Source organism: Albibacterium bauzanense (assembly GCF_004339765.1).
Classification (GTDB): Bacteria; Bacteroidota; Bacteroidia; order Sphingobacteriales; family Sphingobacteriaceae; genus Albibacterium; species Albibacterium bauzanense.
Genome location: NZ_SMGO01000001.1, coordinates 123880 through 146502, shown reverse-complemented (window position 1 = coordinate 146502; position 22623 = coordinate 123880). Strand labels below are relative to the sequence as shown.

Annotated in this window: 20 protein-coding genes; 9 read left to right on the top strand and 11 right to left on the bottom strand. The window is 35.2% G+C overall.

Annotated features, from left to right (window positions below; genetic code table 11):
* Positions 1-78 precede the first annotated feature (78 nt).
* Genes C8N28_RS00610 through C8N28_RS00600 form a run of 3 tightly spaced genes read left to right on the top strand, consistent with a single transcriptional unit; the run spans position 79 to position 3620 of the window.
* Entirely contained in the window at positions 79-1380 is a 1302-nt protein-coding gene (locus C8N28_RS00610; RefSeq protein WP_132220511.1) for an O-acetylhomoserine aminocarboxypropyltransferase/cysteine synthase family protein, read from the top strand.
* Positions 1377-2429, top strand: a complete 1053-nt coding sequence (locus C8N28_RS00605; protein WP_132220509.1) for a homoserine O-acetyltransferase family protein — start codon at positions 1377-1379, stop codon at positions 2427-2429. Before C8N28_RS00610 ends, C8N28_RS00605 begins: the two co-directional genes overlap by 4 nt.
* Positions 2430-3620, top strand: coding sequence for a homoserine dehydrogenase (locus C8N28_RS00600; RefSeq protein WP_132220507.1), 1191 nt, complete (start codon positions 2430-2432; stop codon positions 3618-3620).
* A gap of 105 nt (positions 3621-3725) precedes the next feature.
* Here C8N28_RS00600 and C8N28_RS13760 read toward each other — a convergent pair whose 3' ends face one another.
* Entirely contained in the window at positions 3726-3902 is a 177-nt protein-coding gene (locus C8N28_RS13760; RefSeq protein WP_165870276.1) for a DUF6496 domain-containing protein, read from the bottom strand.
* 93 nt (positions 3903-3995) lie between these two features.
* Here C8N28_RS13760 and C8N28_RS00595 point away from each other — a divergent pair, with 93 nt between their 5' ends.
* The 6 genes from C8N28_RS00595 to C8N28_RS00570 all read left to right on the top strand — a co-directional run bounded on the left by C8N28_RS00595 (position 3996) and on the right by C8N28_RS00570 (position 10318).
* Complete coding sequence (locus C8N28_RS00595) at positions 3996-4817, top strand: thymidylate synthase (protein WP_132220505.1); 822 nt, start codon at positions 3996-3998, stop codon at positions 4815-4817.
* Positions 4818-4827: 10 nt separating this feature from the next.
* On the top strand, positions 4828-5325 hold the full coding sequence (locus tag C8N28_RS00590) for a dihydrofolate reductase (protein ID WP_132220503.1): 498 nt from the start codon (positions 4828-4830) through the stop codon (positions 5323-5325).
* Between the two features lie 92 nt (positions 5326-5417).
* Positions 5418-8417, top strand: a complete 3000-nt coding sequence (secDF, locus tag C8N28_RS00585) for a protein translocase subunit SecDF (protein WP_132220501.1) — start codon at positions 5418-5420, stop codon at positions 8415-8417.
* A 127-nt stretch (positions 8418-8544) separates the two neighbouring features.
* Complete coding sequence (locus C8N28_RS00580) at positions 8545-8991, top strand: MarR family winged helix-turn-helix transcriptional regulator (protein WP_132220499.1); 447 nt, start codon at positions 8545-8547, stop codon at positions 8989-8991.
* On the top strand, positions 8984-9988 hold the full coding sequence (locus C8N28_RS00575; protein ID WP_132220497.1) for an NAD(P)/FAD-dependent oxidoreductase: 1005 nt from the start codon (positions 8984-8986) through the stop codon (positions 9986-9988). Before C8N28_RS00580 ends, C8N28_RS00575 begins: the two co-directional genes overlap by 8 nt.
* A gap of 3 nt (positions 9989-9991) precedes the next feature.
* Positions 9992-10318 carry a 2Fe-2S iron-sulfur cluster-binding protein gene (locus C8N28_RS00570; protein WP_132220495.1) on the top strand — a complete coding sequence of 109 codons (327 nt, stop codon included), beginning with the start codon at positions 9992-9994 and terminating at the stop codon, positions 10316-10318.
* A gap of 83 nt (positions 10319-10401) precedes the next feature.
* Here the strand turns inward: C8N28_RS00570 and rplT are convergent, their stop codons facing one another.
* The 10 genes from rplT to C8N28_RS00520 form a co-directional block, all read right to left on the bottom strand.
* Positions 10402-10746 carry a 50S ribosomal protein L20 gene (rplT, locus tag C8N28_RS00565; RefSeq protein ID WP_132220493.1) on the bottom strand — a complete coding sequence of 115 codons (345 nt, stop codon included), beginning with the start codon at positions 10744-10746 and terminating at the stop codon, positions 10402-10404.
* A 79-nt stretch (positions 10747-10825) separates the two neighbouring features.
* Entirely contained in the window at positions 10826-11026 is a 201-nt protein-coding gene (gene rpmI / locus C8N28_RS00560; protein ID WP_132220491.1) for a 50S ribosomal protein L35, read from the bottom strand.
* Between the two features lie 54 nt (positions 11027-11080).
* Positions 11081-11650 carry a translation initiation factor IF-3 gene (infC, locus tag C8N28_RS00555; RefSeq protein ID WP_132220489.1) on the bottom strand — a complete coding sequence of 190 codons (570 nt, stop codon included), beginning with the start codon at positions 11648-11650 and terminating at the stop codon, positions 11081-11083.
* Positions 11651-11661: 11 nt separating this feature from the next.
* Positions 11662-13587: a threonine--tRNA ligase gene (gene thrS / locus C8N28_RS00550; protein ID WP_132220487.1), complete on the bottom strand. Its 1926-nt coding sequence runs from the start codon at positions 13585-13587 to the stop codon at positions 11662-11664.
* Between the two features lie 84 nt (positions 13588-13671).
* Positions 13672-14412 (bottom strand): (Fe-S)-binding protein, encoded by a 741-nt coding sequence (locus C8N28_RS00545; protein ID WP_132220485.1) that lies wholly within the window; start codon positions 14410-14412, stop codon positions 13672-13674.
* Between the two features lie 55 nt (positions 14413-14467).
* Positions 14468-15787, bottom strand: a complete 1320-nt coding sequence (locus tag C8N28_RS00540; RefSeq protein ID WP_132220483.1) for an MFS transporter — start codon at positions 15785-15787, stop codon at positions 14468-14470.
* A complete protein-coding gene (locus C8N28_RS00535; protein ID WP_132220481.1) occupies positions 15771-17666 on the bottom strand; it encodes a RecQ family ATP-dependent DNA helicase in 1896 nt (631 codons plus the stop codon). The genes C8N28_RS00540 and C8N28_RS00535 overlap by 17 nt, the downstream gene beginning before the upstream one ends.
* A 22-nt stretch (positions 17667-17688) precedes the next feature.
* The gene (locus C8N28_RS00530; protein WP_132220479.1) at positions 17689-19791 is read right to left on the bottom strand and encodes a ComEC/Rec2 family competence protein; all 2103 of its coding nucleotides are present in this window, start codon (positions 19789-19791) and stop codon (positions 17689-17691) included.
* Positions 19792-19796: 5 nt separating this feature from the next.
* Positions 19797-21833, bottom strand: coding sequence for a ComEA family DNA-binding protein (locus C8N28_RS00525; protein ID WP_132220477.1), 2037 nt, complete (start codon positions 21831-21833; stop codon positions 19797-19799).
* Entirely contained in the window at positions 21823-22620 is a 798-nt protein-coding gene (locus C8N28_RS00520) for a PorV/PorQ family protein (RefSeq protein ID WP_132220475.1), read from the bottom strand. The genes C8N28_RS00525 and C8N28_RS00520 overlap by 11 nt, the downstream gene beginning before the upstream one ends.
* Positions 22621-22623 lie beyond the last annotated feature (3 nt).

Genomic DNA, 22623 nt, shown 5'->3' with positions numbered 1-22623 from the left:
TTTTTAGCAGGATGACTTTACAAAACCAACAAGCAATTCATTTTACATTTTAACTTACTTATAAATTATAAAATCATTATGGCTACAGAATCATTAAAATTTGAGACTCTACAAGTTCATGCGGGACAAGTTCCAGACCCTACTACCGGATCGAGAGCTGTACCTATTTACCAAACAACTTCTTTCGTTTTCAATAGTGCAGAACATGGAGCTAACCTTTTTGCATTAAAAGAATTCGGTAATATATATACCCGGATCATGAATCCGACTACCGACGTTTTTGAAAAACGCGTTGCTGCCTTAGAAGGTGGTGTTGCTGCTTTAGCTGTTTCTTCAGGTATGGCTGCACAATTTGTTGCATTAACAAACATTTTAGAGAATGGAGATAACTTTGTAAGTAGTCCTAATTTATATGGTGGTTCTCACAATCAGTTCAGAGTAACTTTTAAAAGATTTGGCATTGAAGCCCGTTTTGCTAAAGACGATTCTCCTGAAAGTATTGAAGCTAAGATCAACGAAAAAACAAAAGCAATCTTTGTAGAAACTATCGGAAACCCAAGTTTCAGTATTCCTGATTTCGAAAAAATTGCAGCGATTGCTAAAAAATACGACCTGCCGTTAATTGTAGATAATACTTTTGGTGCTGCCGGTTATCTGTTCAGACCTTTTGATCATGGTGCAAATGTAGTAGTACACGCTGCAACTAAATGGATTGGCGGACAAGGAAACAGCATTGGCGGCGTGATCGTAGATGGTGGAAACTATAACTGGGGAAATGGTAAATTCAAACAATTCTCTGAACCATCTGAAGGTTACCATGGCCTAGTTTTTAGCGATGTATTTGGAGTAAACAGTAGCTTAGGTAATATTCAATTTATCATCCGTGCGCGTGTTGAAGGATTACGTGACCTAGGAACGGCTCTTTCACCTTTCAATTCATTCCTTTTAATTCAAGGTTTAGAAACTCTATCATTACGTGTTCAAAGACATGTTGATAATACATTAGCTTTGGCAAAATGGTTACAAAGCCACCCTCAGGTTGAAAAAGTAAATTATCCTGGCTTACCTGATAGTCCTTTCTATGCTAATGCAAAGAAATACTTAAAGAATGGTTTCGGTGCTGTTTTAAGCTTTGAAGTTAAAGGTGGAAAAGATAAAGCAACTGCATTTATTGATAATTTAAAATTGACCAGCCATTTGGCAAACGTAGGTGATACTAAGACACTGATAATTCAGCCTTCTGCAACTACTCATCAACAATTAAGTGATGCAGATCAACTTGCTGCAGGTATTAGTCCTTCGTTGCTTCGCGTATCTGTTGGAATCGAGCATATCGATGACATTAAAGCAGATTTTGAATATGCATTTTCAAAAATATGAATTTAAAAAAGTTTCAATATAATAAACCCTTTGAGCTGGAAAATGGGAAGCGTCTTGAAAATCTTGAGATAGCTTATACGACCTATGGCAAACTGAATGCTCAAAAGGATAATGTAGTTTGGGTATGTCATGCCTTAACAGCCAATTCTAATGTAATGGAATGGTGGCCTGGCTTATTTGGAGAAAACGATTACTTTAATCCGGAAAAGGACTTCATTATCTGTGCAAATACTTTGGGCTCGCCTTATGGAACAACCAACCCATTAAGCATTAACCCAGCAACAAAGGAACCTTATTATTTGTCATTTCCACAATTTTCAACCCGGGACCTTGCAAGTGCTCATCAGCTATTAGCTGAGCACTTGCAAATTCCTAAAATATCCATTCTTATAGGTGGCTCTTTAGGTGGGCAACAAGCATTGGAATGGGCTGTAATGGAGCCAAATAAGATTGATAAATTAATTGTTTTAGCTACCAATGCACAGCATTCTCCTTGGGGAATTGCTTTTAATGAGAGTCAGCGTTTAGCTATTGCAAGCGATCCGACTTTTTACGAAAACACGCCAGAAGGCGGCTTAAAAGGTTTGAAAACAGCTCGCTCAATTGCTTTACTGTCTTATCGGGCTTATGAAACCTACGGTTTTACACAACTTGAAACGGATGCTGATATAACAGACAGTTACCGTGCGTCTTCTTATCAGAACTACCAGGGAGAGAAATTAATTAAACGATTTAATGCCTATAGTTATTGGTTTTTAAGCAAAACCATGGACTCTCATCATTTGGGAAGAAAGCGTAAAGGAATTGTTGAAGCCTTACAAAGCATAAAGGCTAAAACACTGGTAATTGGTATCCGAAGTGATATTTTGTTTCCACCTGAAGAACAGAAATTCCTGGCTGAGCATATCCCCTATGCTCAATATGCAGAAATTGATTCTTTTTATGGCCACGATGGTTTCTTAATTGAAACTAAAGCGCTCACTGAAATTATTAAGAAATTTGTCAGTAAAAATTATTCAACACAACAATCAACGTCTATATTTATATAAATGGAAAAACGGTTAAGACTAGGTATCTTTGGTTTCGGTGTAGTCGGTCAAGGACTTTATGATATCATCAAAACAAAACAACTTAATCTCGAAATAAAAAAATTCGTTATTAAACATCCGGAAAAGAAAAGAACCCTGCCTCAGGAACTGTTTCATACCAACCCCAACGACATTCTTGAAGACCCTGAAATAAATACAGTTATCGAATTAATAGATGATGCTGAAGTAGCATTTGAAATTGTTTCGAAAGCTCTACAAAATGGGAAAAATGTTGTTTCTGCCAATAAGAAAATGATTGGCTCTCATTTGAAAGAATTAGTTGAGCTGCAACAGGCAAATAATGTTTCTCTTTTATACGAAGGAGCAGTATGTGGCAGTATACCTATTATTCGTAATCTGGAAGAATATTATGACAATGAATTACTCCATTCAATAAGTGGTATTTTCAATGGCTCTTCTAACTATATTCTTTCTAAAATATTTAATGAAAACCTGGAGTATGCTGTTGCATTAAAACAAGCTCAAGACTTAGGTTTCGCTGAATCTAATCCGGTATTGGATGTAGGAGGATTTGATGCTAAATACAAATTGGTAATTGCTGCATCACATGCTTATGGTTTGTTTATTGATCCGGAAGAGGTTTTAAACATAGGAATTGAAACCTTAAATGATAAGGACGTACGTTTTGCGAAGGAGAAAAACTTAAAGATTAAATTAGTTCCTACTGCCCGTAAAATAAACGATAAACAAGTAATTTTGTATGTTCTTCCTAAATTGGTAGACAAGGAAAATATCCTCTATCAGGTAGAGAATGAATATAATGGTGTGGTGGTTCAAGCAGCATTTGCTGATCAACAATTTTTCTATGGTAAAGGTGCAGGTGGTCATCCTACTGGCTCTGCTGTACTTTCAGATATTGCTGCTTTACGCTATGATTACCGTTACGAATATAAAAAGCATTTAACAACGGATGATTCAGACTTAGAAGGCTATAGCTCTAACTGGGATCTAAATGTATATTTACGTTATGAAGATAATAATTTGATTGAAAAGCTTGGCTTTAAATCAATAAGCGAACGCTATGAAGCAGATAACTTCAAATATGTAATTGGTACAATTAACCTTTCTAAATTAATTGAGAATAGGGAAATTTTAAATCAAGAAGGTGTTTTCATCGCTGAGAAAGATTAAAAGCTTCCTTTTGTCTTAAAAAAATAAGACATCTATAATATACAATAAGAATGTTTTATATAATCTTCAGGTTTTAAATTAGAAGGTTATAATAAAACATTCTTTCTATTTCTTCTTTTTAGGAACCTTAGCTCCTTCTTTCCTAGCTTCTGATAGACCGATTGCGACAGCTTGCTTTTTTGAGGTAACTTTGTCTCCACTGCCTGACTTCAATTTCCCCTCTTTCATTTCATGCATGGTTTTCTCTACCTTCTCGCCAGCCTTTTTTGAGTACTTTGCCATAACCTTTATTTTTAATTAATAACAGCTCAATTGGATAGAATGTTTAATTATTCTTACATTTACACTTAGATTTTATAAAATTTTAAATTCAAAATGCAGCAATATCTTGATCTAATGAGAAAGGTGTACGAAGAAGGAACTGAAAAGCTTGATCGTACGGGAACGGGAACAAAAAGTATTTTTGGTTATCAGATGCGTTTTGATTTAAAAGAAGGATTTCCATTAATTACTACTAAAAGACTTCATTTAAGATCCATCATTCATGAACTTATCTGGTTTTTGAAGGGAGATACCAATATTAAATACCTAAAGGATAACGATGTTCGTATTTGGGATGAATGGGCAGATGCAAATGGCGATTTAGGACCTGTTTATGGCTCTCAATGGCGCTCCTGGCCAAACCCTCATGGAGATAATATTGATCAGATTGCACAAGTAATCCATCAATTAAAAACCAACCCTGATTCAAGAAGGATTATTGTTTCGGCATGGAATGTCTCTGAGATAGATAAAATGGCACTTCCTCCTTGTCATGCTTTTTTTCAGTTTTATGTGGCTCCTGCAGATCCAGCTAAAGGACAGAAAAAAGCACAACTCTCTTGTCAGCTCTACCAACGAAGTGCAGATATATTTTTAGGTGTACCTTTTAATATTGCCTCCTATGCTTTATTAACCATGATGATAGCTCAGGTTTGCGATATGGAAGCTGCTGATTTTGTTCACACATTGGGTGATGCTCATTTATATAGCAATCATCTGGAACAAACAAGGACTCAACTTTTGAGAACGCCCTACCCTCTTCCAACCATGAAGATAAATCCAGAGGTAAAAGATATTTTCGGATTTAAATTTGAGGATTTCGAATTAGAGAACTATCAATACCATCCACATATTAAAGCACCTGTTGCTGTTTAAAAAAACCAATATGATTTCTATAATAGTTGCAGCGGCACAGAATAATGCGATAGGTAATAATAATAAATTACTGTGGCATATGCCAGCCGACTTAAAGTTTTTTAAAGAAACAACAAGTGGGCATACTGTAATAATGGGCCGAAAAACATTCGAATCTGTCGGTAAACCATTACCCAACCGTAGAAATATCATCATTACCCGAAAACCTGACTATCAAGTGGAAGGTGCTGAAGTAGTTCATTCGCTTCAAGATGCATTAGGCCTCTGCAATCCCGAAGAAGAGAGCTTTATTGTAGGTGGTGCTGAAATATATTCTTTAAGTATAGATCAATGTGATCGTATTTATTTGACATTAATTTATGGAGAATTTGAGGCTGACACCTTTTTTCCACCTATATTGCAAGAATTCTGGCAATTAACTTCAGAATCTTACCATGAAGCCGATGAAAAAAACCCATTCGATTATAATTTTATGATCTACGAAAGAAAGAAGAAACATAAATTATGACATTCCAAAAATAAAACTTATCATTATTCAAATTTTTCATAGATTTGCCGACTTAACAAACTATATACAACAATTTTTACAATTAAAAAACGATGCAAGGGAAAGGTATAATTCAATTTTTTATAGGAGTAGTAACACTTGCGTGTGTGTATTCTATATCATTCACATTTGTGGCTCGCAGTGTGGAAAAGGATGCGGCCGCATATGCTAATGGTGATATGCAAAAAGAAAGAGCCTACCTAGACTCTGTTGCTGACTTAACCGCGTTTAATCTTGGCTTTGCAAAATACACTTATCAAGAAGCAAAAGAACGTGAAATTGCCCTTGGTCTTGACTTAAAGGGTGGAATGAACGTTACAATGGAAATTTCTTTACAGGAATTGATCCGTAACCTAGCTGGTAATCCTAAGGATACAAATTTTGACGAGGCTTTGAGAAATGCGGAGATCCGTACGAAAGAAAGCCAAACTGATTTCGTTACTCTATTTGGAGAAGAATTCAAAAAACTTAGCCCTAATGTTTCTTTCGCTTCCTTCTTTGCTACTAAAGATAATGTTGCTACCATTAATGCGCAGTCAAGTGATGCAGAGGTCTTAGATTTTTTAAGAGCCGAAGCAAACAGTGCTATCGATCGCTCGTTTAATATTTTACGTACTCGTATTGATAAATTTGGTGTTTCTGCCCCAAATATTCAGAAACAACAAGGAACAAATCGTATTCTAATTGAATTACCCGGAGTAACAGACGAACAACGTGTCCGTAATTTATTACAGGGCTCTGCAAAATTAGAATTCTGGGAAACTTATGATAATACAGAGATTTTCTCTCTTTTAGAAAATATTAATGCAACTCTTGCAAGTGCTTTAAAAAATCAAAAAGCAACAACCACTAATGCTGTTGCTGATACTACTGCAGTCAGTACAGAACAAAGTCAGCTAGCAGCTCTTACTGGTGGAAGCACTGATTCTTTAAGCAATGATAGTGCGGCTGTAACACAGGATGCACAAAACAACCCTTTCTTTAATGTTGTACAGCCTTCTGTAGGATTAGATGAAGGTGGCCAAACAGTTCTTAGACCCGGACCAGTAATCGGCTATGTAGCTCAAAAAGATACAGCACTGGTAAATTCTTACTTACAAAACCCAAGTGTAAAATCAATTATTCCTTCTAATGTTAAATTAGCATGGAGTGTAAAAGTTATCAGTAAGGAAGATAAAAGACTTGAATTATATGCATTGAAGCCATCTACTTCTGATGGGCAGGCTGCTTTAGGTGGTAGCGTAATTGCTGACGCCCGTGCAGACTTTGACCAACAAGGTAACCCACAAGTATTCATGATGATGAATACTGAAGGTGCGCGTGACTGGAGAAGAATTACAGCAGCGGCCTCTGCTGATCCAAACAATAAGAAAGCAATTGCTATTGTTTTAGATAATGTGGTTTACTCTGCTCCTACTGTTCAGGATGAAATTCCAAGTGGTAACTCATCTATCTCGGGAAACTTCCAGATTCAAGACACACAAGATTTAGCAAACGTATTAAAGGCTGGTCGTTTACCTGCTCCAGCTAAAATTGTTGAAGAAGCTATTATTGGTCCAACTCTTGGACAAGCCGCAATTGATGCTGGTATCAATTCATCTGTAATTGGTTTAATAGTAGTATTAGTATTTATGATATGCTATTATAACAAGGCTGGTATTGTTGCAAATATTGCTGTATTGTTTAACGTATTCTTTATTATGGGAATACTGGCATCTCTGGGGGCCGTACTCACATTACCCGGTATTGCCGGTATTGTGTTAACAATGGGTACTGCGGTAGATGCAAACGTACTGATCTATGAAAGGATTAGAGAGGAACTGCGATTAGGTAAATCGATTAGGCAAGCACTGGCAGATGGTTACAAACATGCCATGCCATCTATTCTGGATTCACAGATAACAACATTCCTGGTAGGTCTTATTCTATTCATCTTTGGTTCTGGACCGATTGCAGGTTTCGCAACAACCTTAATGATTGGTATTATTTCTTCACTGTTTACCTCAATCTTTATATCAAGAATAATATTCGAATGGATGTTAGAAAAAGATTGGAAGATCAGTGTATCCTATCCTTGGAGCAGTCATACTTTCTTAGGTGCGAATTACAAGTTCTACAAGAATAGAAAGATATCTTATACAATTTCCACTATTGCTATTGTTATCAGTCTTATCTTCATTTTCACCAAAGGATTTAACTTAGGTGTTGACTTTAAAGGAGGTAGAACTTATGTAGCTGACTTTGAAAATTCGGTAAATTTAGAAGAAGTTCGTGATTATCTAAATACTTCATTCGGACAAGAAACAGAAGTTAAAACCTACGGTGGAAACGACAAATTAAGAATAACAACCTCTTATTTAGTAGACGAAACAAACGATACTGCTGATGATGAAGTATTAGCTAAATTAAACGAAGGTCTTAGCCAGGTTCAAAATAATCCTCATGAGATTGTTAGTTCACAAAAAGTGGGGCCTACAATTGCTAATGATATCAAGACTTCAGCTGTTTATTCTATGATATTTGCGATCATAGGTATTGGAATCTATGTATTGATTCGTTTCCGTAAATGGCAGTACAGTTTAGCTTCTGCTGCTTCGTTATTGCATGATGCAATTATACTATTGGGTATTTTCTCCATATTTGATGGAATATTACCTTTCTCGCTGGATATGGATCAAAACTTTATTGCAGCAATATTAACCGTACTGGGCTATTCAATAAATGATACGGTGGTTGTATTTGACCGTATGCGTGAATACTTAAACATTCCTTCTAACCGCAAAAAAGATCATGGAGAAATTATTAATGAGGCCATCAATAGTACTCTGAGTAGAACTATTATAACATCATTAACAGTAATATTCGTTATCGGTGTTTTATTTATATTCGGTGGTGAAGTAATCAGATCCTTCTCATTTGCGATCCTTATAGGATTGTTTATAGGAACTTATTCTTCAATCTTTACTGCAGCTCCTATTGTTGGAGATTTAACTAAGGATGAAGAAGACGAAGTTAAGGTAGTAGCAGAAAAAGCAAAAGTTGTAAAAGCTTAGTTATATAATATTTGATAATTTTAAAGGATAGTCAATTGACTATCCTTTTTGTTTTTGCGTTTTTTATTAGATTCTTCTAAACAATAATTAAAGAAAAACTTATATATTTGTCACACTAATTATTGCTATGCATAAAGAATCTTTTAATCGTTATTCATTATTGTTAGACTGTACCGCAAGACGCGTTAAACAATACGCACAAGTTCAATTTAATTTGGGCAACTACGGAGTTACAGTTGATCAATGGGCGGTTTTAAAAAACTTAAATAATACAGCTAATATATCTCAAAAAGAATTAGCTAAACTTTGTGGGAAAGATCAGCCTACATTAACACGTATTCTTGATCTGTTAGTGAAGAAAGGCTTTGTGGAACGTACCATCCATAAAAACGACAGACGTTCTTTTATTGTGCAATTAAGCGAAGAAGGCCGGAATAAAGTCTCTGAATTAGAGCCGAATGTTCGTGAAATAAGAATGAAGGCTTGGGAGAATCTTGATGAAAATGATTTTGAAGATCTACAGCGCATATTAAATACTATTTATAAAAATTTAGAATTAAACAATAATGATTAATACTGATATCTGCATCATTGGTGCTGGCCCCGTTGGTTTGTTTGCTGTTTTTGAAACTGGTTTATTAAAGATGCGCTGTCATTTAATTGATGCGCTTCCTCAGATAGGTGGACAACTTTCTGAGATTTATCCTCATAAACCAATTTATGATATCCCTGGCTATCCAACAATTAAAGCGCAAGAGTTAATTGATAACCAGATGGAGCAAATTGCTCCTTTCCATCCTACATTTACATTGGGTGAGCGTGTTGAGAAACTAGAAAAACTGGAAGATGGCTCATTTATACTTACAAGTAATGAAGGTACCGTAATTGCTTGTAAGGTAGTAGTAATTGCAGGCGGTTTAGGTTCTTTTGAACCAAGAAAACCTGCTGTTATTGGTTTAGAAGATTTCGAAGGAAAGGGAGTAAGCTATATGATCAAAAATCCGGAAGCCTATCGTGATCAGAGAGTAGTATTAGCTGGTGGTGGTGACTCTGCCCTTGACTGGACTATATTCCTGGCTGATATAGCCAAAGAAGTTACTCTGATTCACCGTAGCGATAGCTTTAGAGGAGCTCCGGATTCAGCTGAAAAGGTATTTAACCTTGCAAGCCAAGGAAAGATTCGTTTACTTTTACAGTGTAATCTGAATTCTGTACACGGAAATGGGAATATCAATAAAGTAGGTGTTCTTGATAAAAGTAAAATTGAAACATTTATCGAGGCAGACTCATTGATTCCGTTATTCGGTTTAAGCCCCAAATTAGGCCCTATTGCTGACTGGGGATTAAGCATCGATAAATCTGCTATTGAAGTCGATACTTTTGATTTCAGCACGAATGTAGAAGGTATTTTTGCTATTGGCGATATCAATACTTACCCAGGCAAGCTTAAGTTAATTCTTTGTGGCTACCATGAGGCTGCATTGATGGCTCAAAGTGCTTTTAAATATGTATTCCCTGATCAAAAATTAAGTTTTAAATACACCACAGTAAACGGTATCAACGAATTTTAATAAATGGAAAACGATTTAATAAACATTACGGTAGAAGATCAAGAAGGAACTGTACGTGATTTAGAAATCCCTACCGATATAAGCTTAAGCCTAATGGAGGTTTTAAAAGCCTCTGAATATGATATCTTGGCAACATGTGGAGGTATGGCATTATGTGCTACCTGCCACATTCAAGTATTGGATGATTTTGAATTACCTGAGCCTGGAGACGATGAGGCAGATATGTTAGATACGCTGCATAATGCACAATCAGATAGCAGGTTATCATGCCAGATCCGTATTACTCCTGCGTTACAAGGTATGCGAATTAAAATCATTGGTGCTGAATAGGGTTTATTTAAAACACTATACAACAAATAAAAAGGGGGAAACAATCGTTTCCCCCTTTTTATAATAGATAGATTAAATTCAATTTATTTTACAGCGTCTATAACAGCTTTAAAAGCTTCTGGTTGGTTCATCGCTAAATCTGCAAGAACCTTACGGTTTAAGCCGATATTGCTTTTAGACAATTTACCCATCAATTGAGAATATGAAATTCCGTGTTGACGTGCACCTGCGTTAATACGTTGAATCCATAGTGCCCTAAACTCTCTTTTTTTGGTTTTACGGTCGCGATAAGCATACTGTAAACCTTTTTCTAATGTATTCTTTGCGATGGTATAAACCTTACCGCGTGATCCATAATAGCCTTTGGCTAATTTAAGAATCTTTTTTCTTCTTCTTCTCGAAGCAACTGCGTTTACCGAACGTGGCATAATGTTAATTATTTTGGTACTAGGTGCCGTGTTTCACAACGGGCTTACTACCCTCTACCTGGTTTCTAATTTTTGTTAATTATTTTCCTATTGTAAGCATACGTTTAACGTTACCCATGTCACCATCTGAAACTAAGCTGGTTTGACCAAGAGCACGTTTACGTTTTGTTGACATCTTAGTTAAGATGTGGCTTTTGTAGGCATTTTTTCTTTTTATTTTACCTGTTCCAGTAAGCTTAAAGCGCTTTTTAGCACTGGAAGTGGTTTTCATTTTTGGCATAATTCTATTTATTTTTATCTATCTATTTTCTTTATTAATTACCAGAAGGTAATATTATTTCTTTGGAGAATTTTTTGGAGAAAGCGTAATGAACATTCGTTTACCTTCCAATTTAGGAAGTAATTCTACCTTTCCATAGTCTTCTAAGGCTTGTGCAAACCTTAATAACAGAATCTCTCCTTGTTCCTTATATACAATAGCACGGCCTTTAAAGTGAACATAAGCACGAACTTTTTCGCCCGACTCTAAAAACTTCTGAGCATGCTTAAGTTTAAAATCAAAATCATGGTCATTTGTATTAGGACCAAAACGAATCTCTTTTATAACCGTTTGCTTTGCATTCGATTTAATTTCCTTAAGCTTTTTCTTTTGCTCGTAAACAAACTTGCTGTAGTCAACTATCTTACATACTGGAGGAACAGCATTGGGTGAAATTTCAACCAGATCAAGGTCAAGCTCATCAGCCATTGCTATAGCTTCCCGCGTTGGGTATATTCCTTGTTCTATGTTGTCACCGACTAAGCGAACTTCAGTAGCTCGTATAAGGTTATTAATCCTATGATCGGGTTCTTTCTTTTTAAAAGGTGGCCTTGGGCCCCTGGATCCTGGTCTTTTTAATGCCAAATTATTTATTTTTAAACAGTTATTTCTTTTGTTAATTGTTCGCTAAAAGCATGCTTACTCATAGTACCTAAATCACCATCGCCATGCTTACGCACTGATAAAGTGTCAGTTTCTACTTCTTTTTCCCCTATTATAATCATATAAGGGATTTTTTTGAGCTCAGCATCGCGAATTTTCCGCCCCACTTTCTCATCACGCAAATCAATTAATCCGCGAATATCGCTATTATTCAGTGATTCCAAAAGTTTTTTCGCATATTCTTCGTATTTTTCTGATACTGGAAGAATGATAAATTGCTCAGGCGCAAGCCATAATGGAAATTTACCAGCACAGTGCTCAATCAAAACTGCGATAAAACGTTCTAGTGAACCAAACGGTGCACGATGAATCATTACCGGGCGATGTTTCATATTATCACTTCCAGTATATTCCAATTCAAATCGCTCAGGCAAATTATAATCAACCTGAATAGTTCCAAGCTGCCATTTTCTACCTAGGGCATCTTTCACCATAAAGTCAAGCTTAGGGCCATAAAAAGCGGCCTCACCTAATTCTACTACAGTTTTCAATCCTTTTTCGGCTGCAGATTCAATGATTGCTGTTTCTGCAAGACTCCAATTTTCATCAGAACCAATATACTTACTTTTATTTTCCGGATCACGTAAAGATATCTGTGCAGTGTAATCATCAAAACCTAAAGCTCCGAAGACGTATAGAACTAAGTCTATAACTTTCTTAAACTCTTCTTTAACCTGATCAGGACGGCAAAACAAATGAGCATCATCTTGCGTAAATCCTCTAACACGTGTCAATCCATGGAGTTCTCCACTTTGTTCATAACGATATACAGTTCCGAATTCTGCAAATCGAACCGGTAAATCTTTATAAGATCGAGGTTTAACCTTGTATATCTCACAATGATGCGGACAGTTCATCGGTTTTAATAAGAACTCCTCTCCTTCTTGTGGAGTTTTTATAGGTTGAAATGAATCAGCTCCGTATTTTTCGTAATGACCAGAAGTTACATATAAATTTTTATGTCCTATATGAGGTGTAACTACAGGCTCATATCCGGCTTTTATTTGTGCACGCTGTAAAAAGTCGATCAGTTTTTGACGCAAGATCGCACCTTTTGGTAACCACAAAGGCAAACCCATTCCTACCTTTTCAGAAAACGCAAATAGCTCTAATTCCTTTCCTAACTTACGATGATCTCTTTTCTTTGCTTCCTCAATCATCTTAAGGTATTCTACAAGCTCTCCTTGCTTTGGAAAACTAACCCCATAGATGCGGGTAAGTTGTTTTCTGCTTTCATCACCTCTCCAATATGCACCAGCTACATTTGTTAATTTAATGGCTTTAATAAAACCAGTATTGGGTATATGTGGGCCACGGCATAAATCGGTAAAATTACCTTGTTTATAGAAAGTTATTGTTCCATCTTCAAGATCTTTGATTAGGTCAAGCTTGTACTCATCTCCTTTATTAGTAAAATAAGCTTCAGCATCTGCCTTACTTACTGACTCTCTGATGTATTCTGATTTAGTTCTGGCAAGTTCGAGCATTTTATTTTCAATACTCGGTAGCTCATCTGAAGAGAACTCATAATCACCGAAATCGACATCATAATAAAAACCTGTTTCTATTGCCGGACCGATTCCTAACTTTACTCCTGGATAAAGAGCCTCCAATGCTTCGGCCATTAAATGTGCAGAAGAATGCCAAAAAGCAGATTTCCCATGCGTGTCATTCCATGTTAAAAGCTTTACATGAGCATTGTTTTCTATTGGGCGACTAGCATCCCACACCTGACCATTAACCTCGGCGGCTAAAACGTTTCGGGCTAAGCCCTCTGAAATTGATAAAGCAATCTGATATGCATTGGTTCCCTTAGGAAATTCTTTTATAGAACCATCAGGAAGAGTTATTTCAATCATTAATAAATATGATTTGTTTAGTTTTTAATAATACAAATATAAGGAAAAAGCATTGATATAAGCAGAGACGACCGACTGAACGTTTCAAATATTTGCCCAACCATGGGTAAGGACATCTACAATATGCATCGTTTTTAATGGTAATTTATGTTGATCTATGTATCCTTGCAGATGCAATAAACAGGATGAATCGGTTGATATTATATAATCTGCATTCATTTCAAGAGCATTATTAACTTTTTGTTCTGCCATAGCAGAAGATATACCACTGAATTTAACAGCAAAAGTCCCTCCAAAACCACAACAAACATCTGTGTCTTTCATTTCAACCAGCTCCAATCCGTCTACATTTGCTAAAAGTTGCCGAGGTTCATCTTTAATATGACAATCACGCAAACCTGAACATGAATCATGATAAACAGCTTTACCTTCTAACTCTGCTCCAAAGTAATCTTTTTTTAAAACGTTTACCAGAAAATCGGTCAACTCAAAAATATTACCCTGAATAGACCTACAATGGTTATGAACCATCGTATTTGTAAACAATTCATTATAGCCATGCTTAATCATCCCGGTACAAGATGCTGAAGGTGATACAATTGGGTGATCTCCTGAAAAATCACTTAGAAATTTTGATCCTACAGTTTTCGCTTCATCAAAGAAACCTGCATTATAAGCAGGTTGTCCACAACAAGTTTGCTCCGGATTATAAATAACCTTACAACCTGCTTTTTCAAGGATCCGAATGGTATTAAACGCAGTTTGCGGATATAGCTGATCGATAAAACAAGGTATAAAAAGCTCTACTGTATTGCTCTTAATCATAGATAAACAAAGTTAAAATAATAATTAATATACATTACAGAAAATAGTTTTTGTATTAACCAGGAATATCATTCTGTTGAAGAACAATAGCTTTGGGCATACGGAATAATAATATTAACCCAATTAAAAAGAATAAAACAAGAAACAGAGCAGATAAACGAATATTATGAGTGAGCTCTTCTATAAACCCAAAGGAAAATAAACCGATCACAATCGCAATCTTTTCTGTAACATCATAAAAGCTAAAGAACGATGCATTATCTTCTGTATTTATGGGTATCAATTTAGAAAATGTTGATCTAGAGATAGATTGTGTTCCTCCCATTACCAGGCCAACCAACATAGCCAATATATAAAATTGCATTTCATTACTAATAAAAAAGGCAGAGATACAAATTACAATCCAGAGAGTAACTACAATCATTAATACTCTAACATTACCTATCTTGCTTGCTAACCAAGACATTAGATAGGCACCTGCAATGGCAACTATTTGTATTAATAGGATAGTTATAATCAATTTTGAAGCACCCAGGTGTAAAACCTTTTCGCCAAAAGCAGCTGCAACAAGCATGATAGTTTGCACACCCATTGCATAAAAAAAGAAAGCAAATAAGAAACCTTTTAAAGAAGGGAGTATCTTTATTTGAAACCATACTTTCTTAAGCTCATTGAAGCCTTTTTTAATAATGTGGTGGTTCAGTTTGTTTTGATTTCTAGGTTTATTCGGCAGTTTTCTAAAAGATATCTGCGAGAAAAGAATCCACCATATTCCAACCAATAGAAATGATAACCTTGCAGGAAAAGATGGATCCTCGATGCCAAACCATTCTGGTTTAAGTACAAACAAAAAGCAAATCAATTGTAAAACGACACTTCCAATATACCCGTAAGCAAAACCCTTGGCACTAACTGCATCTTGCTGGTCAACTGTCGCAATTTCAGGAAGATAGGAATTATTAAATAATACCCCTCCAATATAACCCATTGCGGCTAAACTTGAGCAAATAATACCCCATTCAAGCGTTTCTAGTTTAAAGAAATACAAGCCCATACAAGCAATACCACCAATATAGGTGAATACTTTCATCATGCTTTTTCTATTTCCCTTATAATCTGCAATTGCAGAAAATATAGGTAAAAGAATTACCATAACTAAATAGGAAAAAGCTAAAGAATAGTTAGCTAATGCCGTATTAATAAAAGAAAAGCCAAAGAAGTTAACTTGATCTCCATATTCTTCGGTTAAAGTAATAATGGTATAATAAGCAGGGAAAATAGTAGAGGTTATAACAAGATTATATGCTGAATTGGCCCAATCAAACATTGCCCAAGCCCTGATTGTTGGCTTGTCGTTTTTAATAATATTTCCCATTGTTCATTTTTATCTCTCCTGAATCTATTAATTTGCGAATATAATCTAATCTATCTTTCTCCTCTCCTATGCTTAACCCATTTACTAATTCATCTATGGTCAAAGGACCATTTAAAAGCAGATTCTTTATTTCTGTATTCATTATTATATGAGCATCTCTCAGGTTTTCTTGCTTTCTTGCATTTATACAATAATCGCAGATCAAACAATCATTTGAATCCAGCTCACCAAAATACGCTAATAATTTTCGACTACGACATTGATCATCCACTAAATATTCAAAGATACCGTCCAACTGCTGTCTCATTATTCCTTTACGTTCAGCAATATATTTGTGATCGATCTGTAAGTGATTACTATCACTCCTTGGCCTTAAAAATTGAATTTGAGGACTATCTGTCCTTTGCAAATATGAAATAACATTCAACTCTTCCATTTTTTGCAAGAGAGTAATTATATGATACATAGAAACGTTTAGTTTCCGAGCTAAATCAGTCTCTTCTATATTCACATAATAATCAAAAGCTGCACCATAAGTTCTGAGGATTGTTTTTATTAAAACATCCATATTTGCTTGCTCAACTTGAAAGCGATATAATTCACTTGCATTTATTTCAAACCGAATTCTGGAAGGAAGAAACACACTCTCCGATAATGTTATCCATTCATCATTCTCTAAAAACTTTAATGCTGCTATCACTTTAAGTGCGTTTAATTGGAATCGATTACAAAAATCACCTATATCAAAATCAACTATCAAGCCTTCTCCTGCACCATAAGCAAGCTGATAGTAATTCCCTAAATGAAAATAGATTTGCGCAATTTCCTCTAAGGTAGGGAAACTCATACTATAAGTTTTCTCCAATTTAATCCTATCAGCTTCATGATAGAGCAAAACAGCGAAAGACTTTTTGCCATCTCGTCCGGCTCTTCCGGCTTCTTGAAAATAAGCTTCCAGAGAATCTGGTAAATCTAAATGAATAACAAAGCGAACATCTGGTTTATCGATTCCCATACCAAAGGCATTTGTCGAAACCATAACAGATGTTTCTCCTTTCATCCACTTACGCTGTTTTTCTATTCTATCCGGAGTTTTTAAACCAGCATGATAATAATCAGCACTTATTTGATTTAATAGCAGATAGCGGGATACTTCTTGAGATTCTCTACGATTTCGCACATATACAATGCCTGAACCCTTAACTCTCTGAATTATTTTTAGCAGCCTCCCCATTTTATTCTCCTCAAACAGCACCATATAGCTCAAGTTTTCTCTAAAGAAACTCTTTTTAAAAACCTGGCTTCCTTTTACCCTAAACTCTAATTTTTCCTGAATACCTACTATAACACGGCCTACCGCTGTTGCTGTTAATGCAATTATTGGAACCTTAGGATGAATTGACCTAAGAACCCTAACATGTAAATACGCAGGTCTGAAATCATATCCCCAATGAGAAATACAATGAGCTTCATCAACAGCATACAGGTTCACATTCATGTATCGAATGCGCTCTTGTACCAGCTCACTTCGCAAACGCTCTGGCGACAAATAAAGGAATTTCACATCGCCGTAAATACAATTATCTAAAGCAATATCTACTTCTCGTTTGCTCATTCCAGAGAATATAGAAATTGCTTTAATCCCTCTCTTCTTTAAATCATCGACCTGATCATTCATCAAAGCAATAAGTGGAGTTACTACAATACAAATTCCGGGTTTAGCCATGGCAGGAACTTGGAAACATATAGATTTACCACCTCCTGTAGGCAATAATGCAAGAGCATCATTGCCAGCTAGGACAAAATTGATGATATCTTCTTGTAATGGCCTAAATGCAGAAAAGTGCCAATACTTCTGTAAAATCTGATGAATAGTCATGGATACTTATGCCTCAATTGACTTACCAAACATAAGCAAAATTATTTTTTAGAATATATACCGGAATACCTATGATTGCCGCTTCCTTTTCTATTTCTTTTATATACCAATCATTATTACTGGCATCCAAAATGATCTTCCTAAATTGGATACTCTTTATCACTTGCTGAAGCTTTATTTTGGGATTATTTCTTATATAGAGTAAATCAATAAAAATAGAATCTACCAACAATTGGTCTTCGGAGTAAATCAACAGACTCTTATTGTTAAATTGAATTATATTATCGGCTATTAACAAATTATTCTCTATGAACGTATCTCCTTGATTTACGATCTTCATCGATGAATGTGAAAAACTATCTATATTGGGCATTACTGAATATTGAAAACGACTATTATTTTCGGTTAGAGAATCTGTAAAGAGAACAACTCCACTGTGATCGAAAAATCCAATAGCTAGATTTCTATATACATTATAGATCCTGATTTCACTCAAAGATTGATTTTCCATTATTTTAATGACCCTACTGCATACTAAGAGAAGCAAACAACCAACAAAGAAGTACATAGTATTTCTCTTTTTGTAGAATAGAAATGAGATGCAGCAAAATAACAGAACATATATTACTAAATATTGCCATGGCGCTATCCATATTCCTTTTAAAATGGCGTATGGTAACTTCTCAAATACAAGAAGTATTTTATTCATTAACATAATTAAGTTTTCAAGTATCCAGGAAAACCAGGAATGAACTATGCCAAAAGGTAACAACAATACGAGTATGCCTAAATAAAGTACCCAAGTGGCTGGTAGTATTATTAGAATATTAGCCGGCAAAAAATAAACGGGAAAAATATGAAAGTAAAATAAAACTAAGGGGAAAGTTGCTAGCTGAGCTGAAATTGAGATGGCAGCGTAAGACCATAACACTGAAAGTATTTTATTCTTAGTAATCACCAATGCATTTAACTTGGGGTAGAGATAGACAATACCTAAAACGGCTAAATAAGATAATTGAAAACCGATATCGGCAATAAAATTAGGGTTATAAAGCAGTAAGAAAAAAGCAGATGAAGAAATGGTATTATAGATATTATTTCTTCTGGCAACCGTTAATGCAATTATTCCAAAACTTATCATAATAGATGCACGTAAAACAGAAGGCGGCAAACCAGTAACAAAAGCGTAGATCCATATTAGAAGAATCAAGATAAGCGTTCTTACTATTTTCCAGGAACCTTTCTTCATCCAAAATAACAATGTTGAAAAAACATAAAATATGATCCCTACATGAAGTCCGGAAACTGATAAAACATGAATAGTACCAGTCGCAGAAAAGGTATTGATAATTTCCTGATCAAGCTCATTTCTATAACCTAAAACTAATGCAGATACAATAGCTAAAGCATCTGAATTGGTAAAAGATTGTCTAAGCTTTTCTATCATTAATTGACGAAATAGCAAAGCATGGCTTATAAGAAAACTCCCTCTTCCAGATCCCGTCTGGATAAGATCATCGGCAAATAAATTTGCCTGGTGCCAGATTAGATGCTTAGCCAAATAGGATTGATAGTCAAACTCGTTTGGATTATAGGGAGGATTAATCAATGAATAATTAGACGGGATCAAAAACTCGTCTCCATATTTAAATTCAGAAACTATTTTAGCTGAAAGCGTATCAAGCCTAATGTTTATTAGCAAGTTCCCTGCACTTTCGGAACTTGTGCCATCTTTAATTATTTGAGTAATCTTTAATGGAAAACGGACTGTTGTTTTTGTTATTTTAGGTTCATCATCTATGTAGCCAACTAAAGCTTGCGGTTGCTGATTTGAAAAATGAGTTGCGAGGATACTAGGCTGTAATTTCCATACTGAGCTCCATCCAAGAAAAACCAGAAACAGATAAAAAAGAACACTAAGATATTTGTATAGTCTGAAATTCTCAAATCGCTTTATTAAAGCAATAAGAAAGAAAGAACTAATACATACAATAGATATTGCATTTAACCAAAGATAAACATAGGCATTAGGATCAAAACGATATCCTATTCCAATACCAAGGAGATAAACTAACAGCAATCGGACAAATGGAGCTGTTCCAAATTGAATGACTGGGCTACCCATTTGCTCTAGAATTGCATTCTCAATTGTAAGCGAATATCCGACTTTATATTACCTTCGATATAGTCCAAACCAGAGCTAATTCCTCTATCTGCATATAAAAACGAAGCATAGCGCAACCAAAAATCTAAATTCCTTTGTAAACGATATCGTATGTTTGTATATAAACGAATCCCCGTATTATGATAGGACGGAGATGAGTATCCATATAAGACATCATTTTCAAAAGCATATATTCTAGAATTATAACCATCCGTTTTAAATGCTGCTATACGAACATTTCCGCTTATGGCTTTTTCTAAAGGCTTGAAAACAATATCATGGTAAGCCATATATCCTTTCTCTTTCAGATTCTCTCCTTTAGAATAATCTATTAACTCTAACCGGTTCCTAAACTGGATAACATCGTTAATATCATATTTAACTTCTACTCTGGCTTGCTGTCGAACAACGTTCTCTAATTTATTAATTGGACCTTTTAAAGCGTCATTTTCCTCCTTATTCCGATATCGATAACGAAGTGTAATATTTAATGTTTTTCGTGGTGAATAAACGAATTGTGAAAACAAGTCATAACCGCTTGAAGGTCCATCAACTTGATATTTCATCCAAGGAAACCTAAAATAATCGGCATATCCAACCCATTCAACTCTAGGACTCAAATTCAAAATTAGACCAGTATATAAACCATTTTCATTTATCGTCTTCGTGTTCTCTGAGAAACCCTGACTAAAGAATGAATGAAAATCTTTCTGATAGTAACGATGTAACAGTACCAGCGATAGTTGATGAGATAGACTTGCAATTAAACCATTTACTGACCCTATACCACTATTAAAACTATAAGCACTTTCTCCAAAAGCATATATGTTTCTAAAAGTATAATGGTAATAAACACTACTATTTGTTAATCGCTCTCCTCTAAATGCATAAGCATTATATAACTGTTGATTGGGCAACATAGGTTTATCAAATGCAGTCTGAAAAGCCATGGTACCTACCTTCAAATTACGTGAATTATAAAAAACATTTAATCCATAAAGCAATTGAGAAGCAGAATTCCGGTTTTTATTTTCAGCAGGTGTACGATGATAACCTGAAATTCCTATCGAGCTGAAGCTTAATGAATCGCTAGATAATGTACCATCAAATTTCTTATAAGACACAAAAGGCAATATTTCTATTTGTCCGAATTTGATAGTAGCTGCTACTCCTCTCAAGTATTGAGATTCATTAGCAGATGTATAAGGTCGTAAACCAATATTTTGTCGAGCAACATGCTGAACAAGCGACCCTTTCCCAAAACTAAACCCATTCCATAAGCTTAGACCTTGCCCTAATTGTAAGGAGTAATCTCCTAAAGCTAAATTCTGGATTTTACCAATATCTTTAATAAAAAAACTGGCAGAGTAGAAATCAAATCCAGATCGCTGATCTCCTTTAAAGAAATCTTCACCAGCATCCTTCTTCATATTTAAAGCGAACTGCAATTTGTTTCCCAGCTGATATCGATAACGAACGAATAAACGATCAGGTGTACCAAGATAATGTGACTGACCAGGTCTTTCAGGAGTTAAATAACCTTTTTGTTTTTCCAAGACTCTGCCATAACGGAGAATAAGATCGTGTTTACCATCTTTAAAATTTAATGCAGATTGATCAACACTCTGCCGAATACTTACAAAAGGTAATAAACGTTGAATAATTTGATCACTAAAACCTTCAATAGCCTGTAATTCATAAAGCGAAATAAAGCTGCCGCTAAGTTCTCTATGAAGCAAAAGTTCACTAATTTGAGTAGATGAAAGAAAATAAAGTTCAGTTAACTCCTTTTCGTCCGTCTTATTCAAATCAATTGGATTTCTTATATAAAATTCTAACCGCTCTGAAATATCTGAATAATCAAACTCATCCTCTGCCTCTTCAATCATCTCTCCAATAATACTCTCAACAATTGTTTCAGTATCAAAGAACTGCTGTGCAAAAGAACCTTTCACAGATATTTGTCCTAATACAAACGCATATATTATATATCTAAAATGCATAATTTAAGGAGAGTTGTGAGGATATTCCTAATTGAGGATGAAATGATGAAGCCGCATCTACACTAATCTTATTAAAGTCTATACCAGCACCCATATATTGCTTAAAAGGCAAAAGAGATGTCCCTCCTCTCAGATTCACTCTATTGATAATAGAGTACTCCAATCCAAATCGAAAATCAAAGTAGTCATCCAAATCATATTCAGAATCTATTGCCAATAAAATTTGATCGCTTAACACATAACTTGTACCCAATCTTATTTGAGCTGGAACGTTATAAGACGATTTCTTTACGGTCACATAAGCCGCAGGATTGTTAAGATGAACTCCTAATACCCAATCTTCAGATAATCGGTATTGAAAACCTAAATCAAATGATAAAGTTCTATTTATACCATAATCAGAAATTGAAAGTTGATTATAATTCAGAGTTCCGGAAATTGCAAGCTTTGATGTCAACAAACGGGATAAGGTTAAACCTGTTCTAAGTTCATTGAAGTTCTGACTTAAGCTATAATTATTTGCATACAGTCCGAATACACCAATATTACTTGGAAATACTAGAAAAGCAGCAATACTACGTACGTTAGTTGAATAGTTATGTTCTTGAAATGCGAATGCTAATTCTGACCTTTTCAAAGAGGCAATACCAGCCTGATTACTACCTAAACTATAAACATCATTCAAGGCTGTTGCAGCATTTGCCATAGCCATAGATCTGGCACCAGAATTTATCTGAGCATTAAGTTTTTCCGCGAATAAAATAAGAAATAGAACTAAAAATCTCATAAC

What these genes read in the sequence shown, in the direction of transcription:
- C8N28_RS00575 (WP_132220497.1), top strand. Translation starts at nt 8,984, where the DNA reads ATGATTAATACTGATATCTGCATCATTGGTGCTGGCCCCGTTGGTTTG.
- C8N28_RS00540 (WP_132220483.1), bottom strand. Translation starts at nt 15,787, where the DNA reads ATGGGAAATATTATTAAAAACGACAAGCCAACAATCAGGGCTTGGGCA.
- thrS (WP_132220487.1), bottom strand. Translation starts at nt 13,587, where the DNA reads ATGATTGAAATAACTCTTCCTGATGGTTCTATAAAAGAATTTCCTAAG.
- C8N28_RS00525 (WP_132220477.1), bottom strand. Translation starts at nt 21,833, where the DNA reads ATGCATTTTAGATATATAATATATGCGTTTGTATTAGGACAAATATCT.
- rplT (WP_132220493.1), bottom strand. Translation starts at nt 10,746, where the DNA reads ATGCCACGTTCGGTAAACGCAGTTGCTTCGAGAAGAAGAAGAAAAAAG.
- rpmI (WP_132220491.1), bottom strand. Translation starts at nt 11,026, where the DNA reads ATGCCAAAAATGAAAACCACTTCCAGTGCTAAAAAGCGCTTTAAGCTT.
- C8N28_RS00600 (WP_132220507.1), top strand. Translation starts at nt 2,430, where the DNA reads ATGGAAAAACGGTTAAGACTAGGTATCTTTGGTTTCGGTGTAGTCGGT.
- C8N28_RS00570 (WP_132220495.1), top strand. Translation starts at nt 9,992, where the DNA reads ATGGAAAACGATTTAATAAACATTACGGTAGAAGATCAAGAAGGAACT.
- C8N28_RS00535 (WP_132220481.1), bottom strand. Translation starts at nt 17,666, where the DNA reads ATGACTATTCATCAGATTTTACAGAAGTATTGGCACTTTTCTGCATTT.
- C8N28_RS00605 (WP_132220509.1), top strand. Translation starts at nt 1,377, where the DNA reads ATGAATTTAAAAAAGTTTCAATATAATAAACCCTTTGAGCTGGAAAAT.
- C8N28_RS00595 (WP_132220505.1), top strand. Translation starts at nt 3,996, where the DNA reads ATGCAGCAATATCTTGATCTAATGAGAAAGGTGTACGAAGAAGGAACT.
- C8N28_RS00530 (WP_132220479.1), bottom strand. Translation starts at nt 19,791, where the DNA reads ATGGGTAGCCCAGTCATTCAATTTGGAACAGCTCCATTTGTCCGATTG.
- C8N28_RS13760 (WP_165870276.1), bottom strand. Translation starts at nt 3,902, where the DNA reads ATGGCAAAGTACTCAAAAAAGGCTGGCGAGAAGGTAGAGAAAACCATG.
- C8N28_RS00545 (WP_132220485.1), bottom strand. Translation starts at nt 14,412, where the DNA reads ATGATTAAGAGCAATACAGTAGAGCTTTTTATACCTTGTTTTATCGAT.
- C8N28_RS00610 (WP_132220511.1), top strand. Translation starts at nt 79, where the DNA reads ATGGCTACAGAATCATTAAAATTTGAGACTCTACAAGTTCATGCGGGA.
- C8N28_RS00520 (WP_132220475.1), bottom strand. Translation starts at nt 22,620, where the DNA reads ATGAGATTTTTAGTTCTATTTCTTATTTTATTCGCGGAAAAACTTAAT.
- C8N28_RS00590 (WP_132220503.1), top strand. Translation starts at nt 4,828, where the DNA reads ATGATTTCTATAATAGTTGCAGCGGCACAGAATAATGCGATAGGTAAT.
- C8N28_RS00580 (WP_132220499.1), top strand. Translation starts at nt 8,545, where the DNA reads ATGCATAAAGAATCTTTTAATCGTTATTCATTATTGTTAGACTGTACC.
- secDF (WP_132220501.1), top strand. Translation starts at nt 5,418, where the DNA reads ATGCAAGGGAAAGGTATAATTCAATTTTTTATAGGAGTAGTAACACTT.